Origin of the sequence: Pseudomonas sp. NY15364 (assembly GCF_048068235.1) — a bacterium.
Taxonomy (GTDB): Bacteria; Pseudomonadota; Gammaproteobacteria; order Pseudomonadales; family Pseudomonadaceae; genus Aquipseudomonas; species Aquipseudomonas mendocina_D.
Map to the genome: position 1 here is coordinate 1 of NZ_JBLUPX010000052.1, position 15,540 is coordinate 15,540.

The window sequence follows — 15,540 nt, forward strand, 5'->3', positions numbered from 1 at the left end:
TTCATTCAACTTAACTTATTGATTAACAAGAAGTTTTTGAAGCGCTTCATCGCTGAAGTGGCGCGCATTCTACATCCAGCAGAATGCGCGTCAAGCTTATTTTGCAGTTTTGTTACTTACAGCGCTTCGAGCGCCTCACGCAGACCGCTACGCCGTTCCACACGTCGCTGTACCGCCTGCTCGAAGATGCCTGCGCGAGTTTCAATCAGGCTGAACCAGTGGCGAGCCCGCGTGATACCGGTATACACCAGCTCCTTGGTCAACACTGGATTGAGGCTATCGGGCAGGATCAGCGCACAATGGGCGAACTCCGAGCCCTGCGACTTGTGCACCGTCATGGCGAACACCGTCTCCACCGCACTCAGACGACTAGGCAGGATATGGCGCAAGGCGCCGCTGCCATCATTGCGTGGGAATACCACTCGTAATACCTGGCGCATGGGTGCGCCCGGAACCTCTGGCGGCTCGGGCAAGCGCAGCGCGATGCCGATATCGCCATTCATCAATCCCAGGCTGTAGTCGTTGCGCGTTACCAGCACAGGCCGACCTTCATACCAGCCATGCGCCTGCTCAAGTAGGCCACGCCGCACCAACGCCTGGGCAATACGTTCATTGAGCGCCTCTACACCCCAAGCGCCCTTGCGAACGGCGCACAGCAACTGGAACTGATCGAACGCCGCCAGAACCCTGCCCGCCCACTCATCCCAAGCTTGCTCACTCGTTTCTGGCACCGGACGCTGCGTCTGCATCACTTGTAGGTAATGCGCATACCCCTGCGGACGCGACTCACCGTCGCCCTGCCCGCCTATGAGCAGACGTTCCAATCCGCGATCCAGCTCACCCGACAGCCGCAGCACATGCAGGTCATCCGCACCGGCTGCCAAAGTCGCACGAGCCGTCTGCGCATCGCCCTGGTTCACTGCACGTGCCAGGCGTCCGATACCCGAGCCACTGCCGAAGCGGCGCGAGTGGCGCAGCATAACGATATGCTGCGCCAGCGCCTTGTCACCGGGCACTAATGCCGGATCTTCAAGCCGCTCGCCCGCCTGGCTTTCCAGCCAGGCGCGCGTCGCTTCGCTGTAGCCGCCGCTTTCCGCCTCTCGACACAAGTCGCCCAGCACCGCGCCAGCCTCTACCGACGCGAGCTGATCCTTGTCGCCCAGCAGAATCAAACGCGCATGCGCTGGCAGCGCGTCCAGCAGGCTGGCCATCATCTCAAGGTCGATCATCGACGCCTCGTCTACCACCAGCACATCCAGCGGCAGAGGATTGGCGGCATCGTGACGAAAATGACGACTGCCAGGACGACTGCCGAGCAAGCGATGCAATGTCGTCACCAAGGTTGGAATCTGCTCACGCACCTGCTCGTCCAGCGCCAGGGATTGCACTTGCGCGCCGATGGACTCGGTCAGCCGCGCCGCTGCCTTGCCGGTGGGCGCTGCCAGACTCAGGCGCAGCGGCTCGCCAGTGGCCATGGCCGCCTCCTGCAACAAAGCCAGCAGGCGTACCACCGTGGTGGTCTTGCCGGTGCCTGGTCCTCCGGTGATCAGCGTGAAACGGCCCTGAGCGGCCATGGCGCAAGCGAGCTTCTGCCAATCGGTCAGACGCTGTCCATCCACCACCAGCGTTTCAGGAAAGAGTGAAGCCAGGCGCATCGCCAAGTCACTCGGGGCTGCAGCATTAGCCTGCAGACACCGGGCGATATTTCCTGCCACCTGGCGCTCGTAGTTCCAGTAGCGGCGCATATATAAGCAGGTGCCACTGAGCACCAACGGCGCTCCCTCGGACTCTAGCAGCGCACTGCCGGAACAGGCCGCCAACCAGGATTCCAGACTGAGTCCGGCCAGCACCTGAGACGGCAGAATCGTTGCCTCTTCCGCATCATCCCCTTCCGGCGGCAAGGACAGAGTGAAGTCCGGGTTGGCCAAGGTCGCCGCCAGATCCAGACAGACATGCCCCTGGCCCAATTGGTGACTGGCCAGTGCGGCGCCGAGCAGCAACAGGGGCGAAGCGTCCGGATCCAGTTCGGCGAACAGCTGCGCCAGCGCACGATCCAGTTCACGTAGCCAGCCGCGCTCGCTCCATATAGAAAGCAAGGCAAAGAGTTCAGCGCGATCGCGCAGCGCCGGCGCAAAGGTCGTACTCATGCTGCGCCCTCCTCGGCTTCGCCCATGAACAGCGCGTCCAATCGCTCGATCAGCTCGCGCGGCGGCCGTGCCAGATAAGCGCCCTGCTGCGGCGCACGCAAGAATAGGTAGAGCGCGCCCCCTACATGCTGGTCGTAGTCGTAATCCGGCAGGCGCAGACGCAATTGCCGGTGCAGCGCCAACACATAGAGCACGTATTGCAGGTCATAGCGGTGGCTGGCGATGGTCACCTCCATCGCTTCACGGGTGTAGGCGCTATCGTCGCTGCCGAGCCAGTTGGACTTGTAATCCGCCACGTAGTAACGCCCCTGATGTTCGAATACCAGATCGATGAACCCCTTGAACATGCCATTGAGGGTGTCGGCACGCAGCTGCTGCCTGGCCATGCCCGGCAATTCGTACTGCTGCACCCACTGATCCAGCAGCCTGACATCGACCCCACGTGCTTCGAACCAGAACTCCAGCTCGGGCTGATATTGCATCAGTTGCGCCAGCACCACGGCATCCGTGCCAGTCAGCGGCAGCGGTTGAGTCAGAAACGCCAGCAACCAGTCCAGCAGCGGATCGATCCAGTTTTCCAGGCCGCGACGCTGGCAGCGCCTGGCTAGAGCCTCGCGCAATTTAGAAGGTTCCTGCGCCAGCGCGGCGAAGCCTTCCTGCGCCGCCATTTCCAGCAGACCGTGGAGGAAGGTGCCCGGGTTCGGCCCACGCGGGAAGCGATGCACCCCCAGGGCGGATGCCGGCAGTGGCGCCAGGGCCAGCAAAGGATCTTCATCGTCGATGGCGTTCTGCATCGCCGGACTATCGGGCGCGGCGTATTCATGGCGACTGACCTGGCTGGGCGCATCCTCGTCCAGGCGCAGCGCGCTGTAGGAGGCGATCCACCAATGTTCGGCTGCGCGTCGTACTGGCGTACGCCAATGCGGCTCGAACTGCTCATCTTCGATCATGCGATAGCGCTGCTCGCTGGCGGGCGGCACCGGCGCCAAGGTGCTTTCCAGACCAGCAGCAAATGGCGCGAGCCAGTTGGCGAGTTCGCCACTGGCGCCCAACGATACGCCACCACCGAGCAGGTAGCCCAAGGCCGACTCATGCAGACGCGACTTCTTACCATTACCGATCTTCAGGTCTGCTACGCCCAACCAGCAAGCATGACGGGCACGGGTCAACGCCACATAGAGCAGGCGCAGATCTTCACCCAGACGCTCACGCTCAGCGCGCTCCAGGCTGTCTTCATCGGCCTTGAGCACCAGTCGGCGGCGCTCACCGTCGTGGATTTGCAACGGTTTCTTGTCATCCACCGGGCGGAAAACGCAGATGAACGGCAGGAACACCAGGGGATACTCCAGGCCCTTGGATTTGTGGATGGTCACCACGCGCACCAGCGCTTCGTCACTCTCCAGACGCAGCACCTGCTCGTCGGCAGCCTGCACCTCGCCAGCCAGCAGCTCGCTCAAGTGCCGAATCAGCGCCAGCTCGCCATCGAGTTCGGCGGCGGCCTGCTGCAGCAGTTCCGCCAGGTGAAGCAGATTGGTCAACACCCGCTCGCCATCGTCACGCCCCATCAGCCGTTGCGGCAGCTCGAAGTCTTGCAGCAGTTGGCGCAGCATCGGCAGCACACCCTGGCGCTGCCAGCGCTGGCGATAGTCGCGAAACTGCATGACGCGGCGCTCCCAGGTGCGCTCGTCGAGGTTAAGCTGCTCCAGTTCGGTCAACGCCAGCCCCAGCGTCGCACTGGCCAGCGCTGCGCGTAGCGGGCGATCCTGATCCGGCTCGGCGCAGGCACGCAGCCACAGCAGCAGATCGCGTGCTTCCTGGGCGGCGAACACCGAATCCTTGTCGGAGAGATAGACGCTACGCACCCCGCGCGCCGACAGCTCGCCGCGAATGGCTTGTGCTTCGTTGAAGTCGCGCACCAGCACCGCGATGTCGCTGGGCCGCAGGGCACTGAGCGCACCCTCCTTGCTAAAGCCGGCCTGCCCGCGCTGACCCAGATCCAGCAGACGCACGATCTCACTGGCTGCACCCGCCGCCATGGCATCCAGATAGGCGCCTTTGGCAACCGGCTCGTCGCTCTCCAATTGCCACACCGTCAGGACTGGTTGCGCCTGGCCGTCGACACTCCAGACTTCGCGTCGCCCTTGCGCGCCTACCTCGATAAAAGGCAGATCATCGCGCAGCAGAAATGCACCCTCACCGCCCTCGCGCTGCTCAGCCCTTAGGAAAACGCCATTGACGGCATCGACCATGGCCTGGCTGGAGCGGAAGTTCTTTTCCAGGTTGTAATGCCGACCGAACGTGGCCCGGCGCGCGCGCAGATAGGTGTAAATGTCGGCGCCACGGAAGGAATAGATAGCCTGCTTGGGGTCACCGATCATGAACAGGCCGCAGTCGGCGCGATTGGCCTCGACTTCGTAGAGCGTGTCGAAGATGCGGTACTGCAGCGGGTCGGTGTCCTGGAATTCATCGATCATCGCCACCGGGAACTGGCGGCGGATCACCTCGGCCAGGCGCGGGCCATTGCTGCCTTGTAGGGCAGCGTCCAGGCGCACGAGCATGTCGTCGAAGCCCATCTCCGCGCGCTGGCGTTTCTCCCAGTCGAAGCGCTGGCGAACCCAGGCCGCCACGTGCTGCAGAGCGGCATGAGCGGGGTCGGGCAACGCGTCGAGTTGCGCCTTGAGTAGTGCCATGGCCTCCAGTGCCGGATGATCAGGCGCCTCGCCCTTCCAGGCTTCGGCCAGGCCGTCGGGGGTCAGGCGAGTGAAGCCTGTGCCCAGATCGAGACGCAGCTCTTCGCCGCCAGCCCAGTCGCGCAACTTGGCCAGCCAGGGGTTGTAGAAACGCGCCTGGATTTTCTTGCCGTCCACTTGCCTGGCCGCCACCGCTGCATCTAGCAACAGCTGCAGCTCCTCGGTCCAGACCAGCCAAGGCGACTTGAGCTCGGCCAACGCCTGATCACGCTGCTGCAGCGTATGATCGAGCAACTCGCCCAACGACTGCGTCGTCCCCTCACCCTCCTCACCCAGCAATGGGCGCAGCCTGGCGCCGAGACCGTCGGGAGTCCCCCAGACGCTTGCCACCCATTGCAGCGCGACGCCCTGCAACGGATAGCAGTTCTGCCTCCAATAGTCGCGCACCACCTCGGCCAACAGTTCGCTGTGGTCGGTCTCCAGGGTCTGGCTGAACAGGCTACCGCTGTCGAAGGCGTGCTCACGCAGCATACGCTGGCACCAGCCGTGAATGGTGGACACGGCGGCCTCGTCCATCCACTGCGCTGCCAGCTCCAGGCGGCGGGCACACTCATCCCACTGCGTCTGGGGGAAATCACCGCGTAGCTCACGCAGCAGATCATCGCCCTGGGCATCACCGCGGAATACGGTCGCGGCCTCGACCAGGCGTGCGCGAATCCGGTCGCGCAGTTCACGCGTGGCCGCATCAGTAAAAGTCACCACCAGAATCTGCGGCGGTAGCAGCGTCTCGCGGAACGCGGCGTCGCCGCCATGGCCGAGAATCAGCCGCAGGTAGAGCGCGGAAATGGTGAAGGTCTTGCCTGTACCGGCGCTGGCCTCAATCAAGCGGCTGCCGTGCAGGGGAAACGTCAGAGCCAGTGGGCGCTGTTGGCTCATGCTGCGTCCTCCTCGAGCGCCTGGGGATGACTGTCGAGCAGCGGCTGGTAGAGCCGCTCGCTCCAAAGCTGGAACTGACTATCGGTGGTAAGCGCGGCGTAATTCGGGAACTGCCTGGCCAGACTGGCGCTGCCCTGAACTTCGCCTGTGAGGTTGTAGCTGCCCTCGTAGACACTGCGGGCCTTGTCCTCGTTATTGTCCTGCAACCAGGCCAACGAGGTTTTCAGGGCGACCGGCAGAGGTGCCTGCATGCCGGCGCTCCAGGCTTGCAGCCAAGTGCTCAGCACACGAGCTGCGTGCTCAGCAGGTAGGGGCTCGAACGCCAGGCTGCGATCTTCGCCGACCAGCAAGGTGGTCAGCGGCACACCACTGGCCGCGGCGATGACATGCAGTACATAGGGCCGCAGCAGACGATGCCATTTCCAGCTCTTGTCCTTGTGCAATGCGCCCGGCAGCAGCTCCAGGCGCGCCAGACTGCCATCAGCCTTCTGCCTCAGCCCGGCGAGCCAGCCATCGAGTTCAACACCGGCTGCACTGAAGAGCAGACGTTGTGGCGACTCGACCAGGGTCGGCCAGCACAGGCAGAGCCCCTGATAACGCCGCAACTGCGCCGGCAGCGGCTCTAGCAAGGCGTTGCGATACTGTTCGCCGAAACCAGCCAGCGGCAGGACACCACTGCGTTGCAGGCGATCAGCTGCCGCCCTCAGCGCATCGTCGTGGTCCCCGTCGCCTGCTACCGCCGCCTTGAGCAAGGTTTCCTGCAACTGGTAACGCTGCAGACCGTCGAGGGCGAACGGCTCGCTGTCGAGCTGCGCCTGCTCTTGTTCATCGAGAAACACCTTGAGGCGGCGGGTGAAAAAACACTTCACCGGGTCCCGCAGGAACGACTGCAACAGCTCAGGCGTGAGCTGATGTCCCTCCTCCCAGGCCGATAACGGCGCTGCGCTCTCACCCGCCAAGGCCTGGCCATGGAGGGCGGCCCACTCGTGGGCATAACTGAACAGTTGCGCCTCGCCATCGAAGTAACGGCGGCTGAAAGGCTGCAAGGGATGCTCGGTGGTCAGGCCATGCAGAACGTCGCCGCCATCGGACAGAGTCCAGGCACTGCCAAGATGGTCGCGCAACTGGCCGACCAACACGGATGGCGGACGCTCGCTGTTATCACGAATGCTGCGCCCTACCCAACAGATGTAGAGACGATCACGCGCTGCCAGCAGCGCTTCAAGCAGCAGGTAGCGGTCATCTTCGCGGCGCGAGCGGTCACCGGGGCGGTAATCACCAGCCATCAGGTCGAAATCCAGCGGCGCCTGACTGCGCGGGTAGTCGCCATCGTTCATGCCCAGCAGGCAGACCTGACGGAACGGAATCGCACGCATCGGCATCAGGGTGCAGAAATTAACCGCCCCGGCGAGAAAGCGCTGACTCAGCCGCCCCTGATCGAGCCCTCCGAGCCAGGCTTCGCGCACCACTGGCAGAGTCAGCGCTTCGTCCAGCGTCGCGGCCTCACACAGCTCCAACCAGACATCCAGCGCATCGAGCAACTGAGTCGTGAGCACGTCTTCGCGGTCGTTTTGCGGCAGGAAGAAATCGCCGAGCACGCTGCGCAAGCGTTCGCCCCACTGACCCGGCGTGGCCGGCTCGCGCAGCTGCTGCAGGTGTCGGTCGAGGGTTTCCAGCAGGCGCGTTACCGGGCCGATCAACGCAGCATCGAGCCCGCCGATCTCGTCGTAAGGTTCGATACCGGCAAAGGCGTCGGCCGAGCCCACTGCGTAGCCCAGCAGCATGCGCCGCAAGCCGAAGCGCCAGGTGTTCTGCTCCAGGTTCTCACCCAGGCCCAGCGACTGCCGCTGAGTCGCGTCCAACCCCCAGCGCACACCGGCACCCTCCAGCCAGCGGCGCAGCGTCGGCAGCTGATCCTCGGCAATGGCGAAGCGTTGACGCAACGCGGCGACATCCAGCAGATCAAGAATCTCGCTGACGCTGAAGCGGCTTTCCGGCAGGCGCAGCAGGTGCTCCAGCGCGATGACCATCGGCTCCTTGCCGCGCAGTCCCTGATCGGCCAGGGTGAAGGGGATAAAACGCGGGTCGTCGCTGGCGAACTGGCCGAACACGGCCTGGATATGCGGTGCGTAGGCATTGACGTCCGGCACCATAACGATCACGTCGCGCGGCCGTAGCGTGGCGTCCTCGCTGAAGCTGGCCAGCAGTTGATCGTGCAACACCTCCACCTCGCGCTGAGCGCTGTGGGCGATATGAAAACGCAGCGAATGATCACGCGCGGGGTCGACCGGCGGCCAGGTGCTGCGGGTTTCCGCCAGCGGACGCAGGTCGAGGATGTCGTTCTGTAGTTGGCCAAGCAGGCTGTTCTCGTTGGCCGGACTGAACAGATCGATGCGCTCGAACTGTTCGCGGTAGCGCTGCGGCTCGTCGTACTGATCCAGCAGGTTGATGTAGTCACGCCCCTGCTTGCCCCAGGCCGCGAGCAGCGACTGCCCGTGCTGGTGCATGTCTTCCTGCTCGAACAGGCCGATCTGGGCACTTGGTTTTCCCTTACGCTGCTGACGGCGGTATTCGTGGCGCAGCAGATCCTTGTCTTCGACGATATCGCCCCAGTGGTGCTGACAAGGGTTGTGCACGTAGAGCATGACCTGGCTGAAACGCGCCATGGCCGCCAGCGCTTCCAGCACCTGAGCCGGCAATGAGGAAATACCGAAAACGGTGATGCGCCGAGGCAGCCCAGGGGGCGCTGCATCCAGCTCGCCCATGCGGGCAACGAAGCGCGGATGCACGCCAGCGCGGCTCTCGGCCAGGTGCTGCTCGCCGACATCCGCCAGCAAGGCACGCCACAGCGCGGGTTGCCAACGGGAATCGCCCTCCAGCACCCGTTCACCACCGCGCGAGGTACGCAGACGATCATGTCCTGCCGCCCAATCCGCCAGCCAGTCGGCGCGATAGACCTGGTATTGATCGAACAGATCGGCCAGGCGCTCGGCCAGTTGGTGGCGCTTGCGCAGGTCCTGATCATCAGCAAGGAAGCGGCGCAGCGGAGCGAACGCCTCCTCGGCCAGCAGGCCCGGCAACAGCCGCATCAGACGCCATGTCAGCGGTGCCTTGTCCAGCGGCGACTGCTGCGGAATCGCATCCTTGCCCAACACGTTGCGGTACGCCTGCCAAAGAAAGCGTGCAGGTAGATCGACATCCAGCGCCGCCGCGATACCACAACCATCACGCTCGGCCAGCGCCAACTTGAGCCACTGGGCGATGCCGTTGCTCTGCACCAGCAGCACCTCGTTCTCCAGCGGCCGCAGCGGATAGCGCCGCATCCACTGCACCGCCAGCGCGCGCAGCTCTTCGAGGTGGTTGCCGTGAATGACGATAAGGCCGGGGGACAGCTCCGGGCTGGCGGGCATCGACTGACTCCTGTCGAAAATCGAAGCGCAAGTTTGCCAGCATTTGGCGACAAGGTGCGTCATCAACGCCTATGTCACAAACGACCTGAAGCATTTGAGGCCGACCAAATAACGAAAAGGCCGGTCAACGACCGGCCTTGGTGGTAACGACAGCAGCAGGCGTCAATCAACCCTGAGCTTGTCGCGATTCTTATCCAGAGTCGCCTCACCGATACCTTTGACTTCAAGCAACTCGTCAACCGAAGCGAAGTTACCGTGAGCCTCACGATAAGACACGATTGCCTGCGCCTTGGTTGCTCCGATACCCGCCAACTCGCGCTGGAGAGTTTCGGCATCAGCAGTATTCAGATTGACGGTAACCGCCTGGGCAACCTGCGCAGAGGCCGTAGCGGCTGGTTCAGTCTTCGAAGTTTCTACTGCCGAAGCAGCAAGGGAGAGGGAGGTGAGAACGGCGAATAGCACGGAGGAAAGGTAGGCTTTCATCATCTTAACGTTCCTTGTAAGTGAGTAAGACGAGCGCTTTAGGCTCGTTCTTGAACCTAGACGCTATTTCCTCACTGTCAAATTGGAATGGGCGAGATCCGTCACCACTCGGTTGACGAGCTGGGCAAACTAATTGATGAACCAACAGAATTTCGGTTACCACCCCGCGCGGGCCGGCCCTGACAGTCACTGAGTGTCAGGTATTGCAACTGCGCCGCACTACCTTTCAATCGCTGCTTTAGTGGCTGATATAAGAATGAATAATACCAACCATAATAATTGACGATTTTTCTTATATCTCATGACTGGCGATCATGGTCGCCAACGCCGTAGATGCCTGTGAAGGCCAGACGGCTCCAAAGTGACGAGGAGAACCACCATGAGCGATATCGTTTGGCCGAAAGGCTATGTTCCGGGCTTTACCGAAAACTTCTGCTCCAATGAAGTCATCGTAAGCGGCCTCAGCGTCGCCGACATCTGGCCGCTTCTGAACGTACCGGCCATGTGGCCGACCTATTACGCCAACTCTTCCGACATCCGCTTCTATGACAACAAGGGGCCGGAGCTGGAACAGGGCGTGCGCTTCTTCTTCAAGACCTTCGGTTTCCCCGTCGAAGCCCAAGTGGTCGAACATGTCGCACCAGTGCTCGGCCAACCTGCACGAGTGGCCTGGCATGGCTGGGCTGGCGAAGAGGGTACCGACGAGCGTCTGGACGTTCACCACGCCTGGCTGATCGAAGATCTGTCCGGCAACCGCGTGCGCATCCTCACCCAGGAAACGCAGAAAGGTAAGCCGGCCGAAGCCCTGGCCAATGACCCCAGCAACCCGATGATCAACGGTCACCAGGCGTGGCTCAACGGCATGGTTGCCGCTGCACGTAAGGCCCGCGTATGAAAGCGGCGATCCTGAAAGCCCCCGGCGGTTTGGAGCAGATCGATATCGTCGATATGGCCGACCCCGGCCAGCCGGGGCCAGGCGAGATTCGAGTGCGTATACATGCCAGCTCGCTGAACTTCCACGATCTGCTGGTCGCCAATGGCGGCATCCCGACCGCTGACATGCGCGTGCTGATGTCCGATGGTGCTGGCGTGGTCGAGGCCGTGGGTGCGGGGGTCGATGAGTTCCGCCCGGGCGATCATGTGGTCTCGTGCTTCTTCCCGCAGTGGGCTGCCGGCCCGGCCAAGACGCCGGTCGGCAATTTCAGCGCGACGCCGGGTGACGGCGTCGACGGCATGGCGTGCGAGTTCGTCGTGCGCAGTGCGGCGGCTTTCACCCATGCGCCGAAAGGCTGGAGCCATGCCGAAGCCGCGACCATCACCACCGCAGGCCTGACCGCCTGGCGCGCGCTGGTTGGCGACGGTGCGATCAAACCGGGTGACGTGGTGCTGACCTTGGGCACTGGCGGTGTTTCCATCGCCGCCCTGCAGATTGCCCGTCAGTGCGGCGCCCACGTGATCATCACCTCGTCCTCGGACGAGAAGCTGGCCCGAGCACGCGAGTTGGGCGCCGAGTACCTGATCAACTACCGTACCCACGAGAACTGGGCCGAGCAGGTTCTCGCCATCACCGCCGGCAAGGGCGCCGATCACGTCATCGAACTCGGTGGCCCCGGTACCCTGGCGCAATCGATCGAGGCCGTGCGCGTAGGCGGTCACATCTCCCTGATCGGAGTGCTGACTGGCGTCGCGGGTGAAGTGCCGACCGCAACGCTGATGCGCAAGCAAGTGCGGTTGCAGGGTCTGATCGTTGGCAGCCGTCAGCAACAGCAGGACTATGTGGCCGCGCTCGAAGCATCGGACAGCCGTCCGGTTATCGAACGTACCTATGCCCTGGAGCAACTGGCTGAGGCCTTCGCTCATCAGAGCAGCGGCAGCCACTTTGGCAAGATTTGCGTCGCCTGGTGACGACGCCTGAGAGGATCCCCCTGTATGAAGATTTCCCGTTCCCTGACAATCGGCCTCGGCGCCGTTGTGCTGGCAGTGGCCGGCCAGGCCATGGCCGCTGAAGTAACCGCACTGGTCAAAGAGCCGCGCGCCAGCATCGAATGGCCGGCGGCCTACCTGCCAGGCAAAACCGACAACTACGTGTCCAACGAAATCATCGTCGCCAATCTGAGCGCCGAGCAGGTCTGGCTGTATCTGGTCGATACCCGTGCCTGGCCCGCTTACTACGACAATGCCAGCGACATTCGCTTCAAAGACGGTAAAGGCCCGCAACTGGTGGATGGCTCGCGTTTTCGCTTCACGACCTTCGGTTTCCCGGTCGAAGCGCAAGTGGTCGAGTTCATCCCGCCAAGCGCTGGCGCTCCTGGCCGTATTGCCTGGCATGGCTGGGTCGAGGGCGACGCACAGCACCGCCTGGACGTTCACCACGCCTGGCTGATCGAAAATCTGTCAGGTGGTCGCGTGCGCATCCTTACCCAGGAAGCTCAGCAAGGCGCACCGGCGCGCGACCTGGCCGGTGCCCGTCCTAACCCTATGCTGAACAAGCACCAGGAGTGGATCGAAGGACTGGCCAAAGCTGCCAAAACCAAGATGGAGATCCGTTGAACATGACAGTAATCAGTGTGCTCGGCCTGGGTGCGATGGGTAGCCGCATGGCTACCAATCTGCTGCGCAGCGGCTATACGGTCAATGTCTGGAACCGCACGGCGCAGGCGGCAGAGCCTTTCAAGACCCAAGGTGCAAGGGTTGCCGGCAGTGTCGTCGATGCGGTGAGCGGTGCCGACGTGGTCATCGCCATGCTGCGTGATGATGAGGCCTCTCGCGCAGTGTGGGCCCAGGCGTTGCCTGCAATGAAGGCCGGCAGTTTGGCCGTAGAAAGCTCCACACTGTCACCGGATTGGGTGCGTGAGCTAGGTCAACTGGCCGCGCAACACGCGATAGAACTGCTTGAGGCGCCGGTATCCGGCTCCCGTCCGCAGGCCGAAGCGGGTCAGTTGGTCTATCTGCTCGGTGGTAGCGCTGAGGTTGTCGAGAAGGCCCGCCCAGTGCTGAGCGTGATGGGCGCGAGTGCCCACCACGTCGGCCCGCTGGGTAGCGGTGCACTGGCTAAACTGGCCACCAATAGCCTGCTCGGTATTCAAGTAAGCGCTTACGCCGAGATCATCGGCCTGCTGCAACGCCAGGGTGCTGATGTCGGCAAGATCTTGCAGGCTATGCCCGGCACTTCGGTGTGGGCGCCGGTTGCCCACTACCTGTCCGGCAGCATGATGGCGGGTGATTTCAGTCCGCAGTTCCCGGTGGAACTGATTGGCAAAGACTTCACCTACACACTGGCTGCCGCCGGATCGGCTGAACAGGCTCCAACCGTAGCCGCCGCACTGGGTGTTTTCCGACGTGCCGAAGCGCAAGGCTATGCCGACGAGAATATGACCGCCGTGGTCAAGCTCTTCAAGCCATAAGCCTGCAATGCCCTCTGCCCCTCGACTGCCAGGGGCGGAGGCTGCGGCTCAGGCCGCAAGCCACTCGGCGACCTGACTATTGAAGGACTCTGCGCAGTCGACCATCACCCAATGCGAAGCCTTGAAGGCCAACGCCCTGCTGCGCGGATCGGCCTCGATACGCTGCAGCCATTGCCCGGACTGAAACTGAAACGGCTTATAGCGCCCGTAAGCGTAAAAGATCGGGCACTGTAGCCGGGCAGGCTCTGCCAACTGATCCAAGCCACCCAGCGCCCCCATCCAGCGCATGGCATAGGGATAACTCATGCCCGCATGGATGCGCTGAGCATCCGCCTTGCAACGCAGAAAACGTGCAATGGCACGCGCCAGGGAGTGCCCAGGCGCGCCCTTGAGATACCAGCTCAGCGCCAGCGGCATCTGGTAAGCGAAGATCATCAGCTTGTGCCGTAGGCTCAGGCCGCGCTGAAAGTCGCGCGAAGTCGCGTCACCGACGTCGATGGCGATGATGCGCTCGACCCGCTCGCGATGCAGCGCGGCGAAATGAAACCCGAACAGGCAGCCCCAGTCATGCAGCATGAGGATAACCTTGCCGCCGGGACGGATCGCGTCCACCACCTGGAGGATGCGCGCGGTGATCTCGCTGAGTGTGTAGCCGAGGGTGTGCGGGTCATCGAACCCCGGCAGGGTGAATCGCACGCAGCGGTGGCTGTGCTTGAAGTGCTCGACCTGTTGCGCCCAGATGTCATGGGTGTCCGGCCATCCGTGCAGCATGACGATGGTGTCGGGGCCATCGCCGTCGATGAACAGCGGCAGGTCATCAATCATTGATTTAGCGTCCACGTGTGCACCTCTCATGACAGGGGCTACAGGCACTGTTGCAGCACCTGGGTGCTGATGGCCAGCGTGACGTCGCGGCGCTCACCCAATGCCGTCATGCCATGGCGTTCGAGCTGCGCGATCAGCCTGGGCACCTGATCGGCCTGAATGCCGTAATCACTCAGCCGTGTGGCTACGCCCATCTGCTCGAAGAATTCGCGTGTCCGCGCGATGGCCGCGCTGATTCGCTGCTCGTCGCTACCCTCCTCGATGCCCCACACGCGCTCGGCGTACTGCAGCAGCTTCTGTGCCTTCTCCGTACGACGCACGGCGAGCATGGCGGGCAATATCACGGCAAGAGTCTGGGCGTGATCGAGCCCGTGAACCGCGGTGAGTTCATGGCCGATCATGTGCGTAGACCAATCCTGCGGCACGCCGGCGCCGATCAAACCATTCAGCGCCAGGCTAGCGGCCCACATCAGGTTGGCGCGCACGTCATAGTTCTGCGGATCCTGCAGCGCCTTCGGCCCCTCCTCGATCAAAGTCAGCAGCAGCCCTTCGGCGAAGCGATCCTGCACCTTGCCGTTGACTGGATGGGTGAGGTACTGCTCGATCACGTGGGTGAACGCGTCGACCACGCCGTTACTGACCTGCTTGGCCGGTACGCTGAGGGTGCGGGTCGGATCGAGGATGGCAAATACCGGAAAACAGTGGCGGCTGGCAAATGGCATTTTGTCCTGGGTGGCCACCCGGGTTACCACTGCGCTGTTGTTCATCTCGGAGCCTGTGGCGGCCAGGGTCAGCACCACACCGACGGGCAACGAGCGGTTGATACAGCGCCCGCCGCTTTCGAGGATGGCCCAGCCATCGGCGTCCATGCAGGCGGCCGCGGCAATGTACTTGGCGCCATCGATCACCGAACCGCCGCCGACTGCCAGAATATAGGAGATGCCCTCGGCCTTGACCTTGGCCACCGCCTCGCTGAGGCGTTCGTAGCTGGGATTGGGCTCGATGCCGGCGAATTCGATCAGCTGGCGTTCGCCCAGAGCCTGTCTGACGTCGGCCAGGGTGCCGTTGCGCACGACGCTGCCGCCGCCGTAGAGCAGCAGCACCCGGGCATCGGCCGGTATCTCCTGATTGAGCTTGGCCAGCCGGCTCTTGCCAAAGTGGATGCGGGTCGGGTTGTAGTAGGAAAAATCAAGCATGGATAAAGACTCTGGGCGACAGAGTGCGCACGCGCGTGCAGCCACATGCGGCTCTGAGGTGGAATGGAAATGCGTGTGGCTAGCGGCCGTGAAGCTCGGCAGTAGCGGGCAGCTCATAGTTGACGAGCAGCTTGCGCAGCTCTGTTTTCAGCATCTTGCCGGTGGCACCCAACGGGATGCTGTCGACGAAAATCACGTCGTCCGGCGTCTGCCACTTGGCCAGCTTGCCCTCGTATAGGCCGAGCAGCTCTTCCCGACCAACCTGCGCGCCGTCACGCATGGCGACCACCACGATGGGGCGTTCGCCCCATTTCGGATGGGGCACGCCCAGCGCCGCAGCCATGAACACGGCGGGGTGGCTCATGACGATATTCTCGATGTCGATGGTCGACAGCCATTCGCCTCCGGACTTGACCACATCCTTGCTGCGATCCGTCAGTTGCAGGTAG

Annotated in this window: 11 protein-coding genes; 4 read left to right on the top strand and 7 right to left on the bottom strand. The window is 62.9% G+C overall.

Going from position 1 to position 15,540, the window contains the following annotated elements:
• Positions 1-116: 116 nt before the first annotated feature.
• The 4 genes from recD to ACNFCJ_RS23155 form a co-directional block, all read right to left on the bottom strand.
• On the bottom strand, positions 117-2,147 hold the full coding sequence (gene recD, locus ACNFCJ_RS23140; RefSeq protein ID WP_416773781.1) for an exodeoxyribonuclease V subunit alpha: 2,031 nt from the start codon (positions 2,145-2,147) through the stop codon (positions 117-119).
• On the bottom strand, positions 2,144-5,773 hold the full coding sequence (recB, locus tag ACNFCJ_RS23145; RefSeq protein WP_416773782.1) for an exodeoxyribonuclease V subunit beta: 3,630 nt from the start codon (positions 5,771-5,773) through the stop codon (positions 2,144-2,146). Before recB ends, recD begins: the two co-directional genes overlap by 4 nt.
• A complete protein-coding gene (recC, locus tag ACNFCJ_RS23150; protein WP_416773783.1) occupies positions 5,770-9,183 on the bottom strand; it encodes an exodeoxyribonuclease V subunit gamma in 3,414 nt (1,137 codons plus the stop codon). Before recC ends, recB begins: the two co-directional genes overlap by 4 nt.
• A 162-nt stretch (positions 9,184-9,345) precedes the next feature.
• Positions 9,346-9,669: a ComEA family DNA-binding protein gene (locus ACNFCJ_RS23155; RefSeq protein ID WP_416773784.1), complete on the bottom strand. Its 324-nt coding sequence runs from the start codon at positions 9,667-9,669 to the stop codon at positions 9,346-9,348.
• Positions 9,670-10,045: 376 nt separating this feature from the next.
• Here ACNFCJ_RS23155 and ACNFCJ_RS23160 point away from each other — a divergent pair, with 376 nt between their 5' ends.
• Genes ACNFCJ_RS23160 through ACNFCJ_RS23175 form a run of 4 tightly spaced genes read left to right on the top strand, consistent with a single transcriptional unit; the run spans position 10,046 to position 13,070 of the window.
• Positions 10,046-10,561, top strand: a complete 516-nt coding sequence (locus tag ACNFCJ_RS23160; RefSeq protein WP_343350295.1) for an SRPBCC domain-containing protein — start codon at positions 10,046-10,048, stop codon at positions 10,559-10,561.
• The gene (locus ACNFCJ_RS23165) at positions 10,558-11,571 is read left to right on the top strand and encodes a zinc-dependent alcohol dehydrogenase family protein (RefSeq protein ID WP_416773785.1); all 1,014 of its coding nucleotides are present in this window, start codon (positions 10,558-10,560) and stop codon (positions 11,569-11,571) included. The genes ACNFCJ_RS23160 and ACNFCJ_RS23165 overlap by 4 nt, the downstream gene beginning before the upstream one ends.
• Before the next feature lie 24 nt (positions 11,572-11,595).
• Complete coding sequence (locus ACNFCJ_RS23170) at positions 11,596-12,216, top strand: SRPBCC domain-containing protein (RefSeq protein ID WP_416773786.1); 621 nt, start codon at positions 11,596-11,598, stop codon at positions 12,214-12,216.
• 2 nt (positions 12,217-12,218) lie between these two features.
• The gene (locus ACNFCJ_RS23175; RefSeq protein WP_416773787.1) at positions 12,219-13,070 is read left to right on the top strand and encodes an NAD(P)-dependent oxidoreductase; all 852 of its coding nucleotides are present in this window, start codon (positions 12,219-12,221) and stop codon (positions 13,068-13,070) included.
• Positions 13,071-13,118: 48 nt separating this feature from the next.
• Here ACNFCJ_RS23175 and ACNFCJ_RS23180 read toward each other — a convergent pair whose 3' ends face one another.
• The 3 genes from ACNFCJ_RS23180 to ACNFCJ_RS23190 all read right to left on the bottom strand — a co-directional run.
• Positions 13,119-13,895 carry an alpha/beta fold hydrolase gene (locus tag ACNFCJ_RS23180; protein WP_416773788.1) on the bottom strand — a complete coding sequence of 259 codons (777 nt, stop codon included), beginning with the start codon at positions 13,893-13,895 and terminating at the stop codon, positions 13,119-13,121.
• Positions 13,896-13,933: 38 nt separating this feature from the next.
• Positions 13,934-15,091, bottom strand: a complete 1,158-nt coding sequence (locus ACNFCJ_RS23185) for an iron-containing alcohol dehydrogenase (RefSeq protein WP_416773790.1) — start codon at positions 15,089-15,091, stop codon at positions 13,934-13,936.
• A gap of 79 nt (positions 15,092-15,170) precedes the next feature.
• The coding region (locus ACNFCJ_RS23190) for an AMP-binding enzyme (RefSeq protein ID WP_416773791.1) at positions 15,171-15,540 on the bottom strand (370 nt) is incomplete at its 5' end.

Excerpts from the sequence above, each read along its gene's own strand:
- ACNFCJ_RS23180 (WP_416773788.1), bottom strand. The coding sequence starts at position 13,895 with ATGATTGATGACCTGCCGCTGTTCATCGACGGCGATGGCCCCGACACC.
- ACNFCJ_RS23185 (WP_416773790.1), bottom strand. The coding sequence starts at position 15,091 with ATGCTTGATTTTTCCTACTACAACCCGACCCGCATCCACTTTGGCAAG.
- recB (WP_416773782.1), bottom strand. The coding sequence starts at position 5,773 with ATGAGCCAACAGCGCCCACTGGCTCTGACGTTTCCCCTGCACGGCAGC.
- ACNFCJ_RS23155 (WP_416773784.1), bottom strand. The coding sequence starts at position 9,669 with ATGATGAAAGCCTACCTTTCCTCCGTGCTATTCGCCGTTCTCACCTCC.
- ACNFCJ_RS23160 (WP_343350295.1), top strand. The coding sequence starts at position 10,046 with ATGAGCGATATCGTTTGGCCGAAAGGCTATGTTCCGGGCTTTACCGAA.
- recC (WP_416773783.1), bottom strand. The coding sequence starts at position 9,183 with ATGCCCGCCAGCCCGGAGCTGTCCCCCGGCCTTATCGTCATTCACGGC.
- ACNFCJ_RS23170 (WP_416773786.1), top strand. The coding sequence starts at position 11,596 with ATGAAGATTTCCCGTTCCCTGACAATCGGCCTCGGCGCCGTTGTGCTG.
- ACNFCJ_RS23175 (WP_416773787.1), top strand. The coding sequence starts at position 12,219 with ATGACAGTAATCAGTGTGCTCGGCCTGGGTGCGATGGGTAGCCGCATG.
- ACNFCJ_RS23165 (WP_416773785.1), top strand. The coding sequence starts at position 10,558 with ATGAAAGCGGCGATCCTGAAAGCCCCCGGCGGTTTGGAGCAGATCGAT.
- recD (WP_416773781.1), bottom strand. The coding sequence starts at position 2,147 with ATGAGTACGACCTTTGCGCCGGCGCTGCGCGATCGCGCTGAACTCTTT.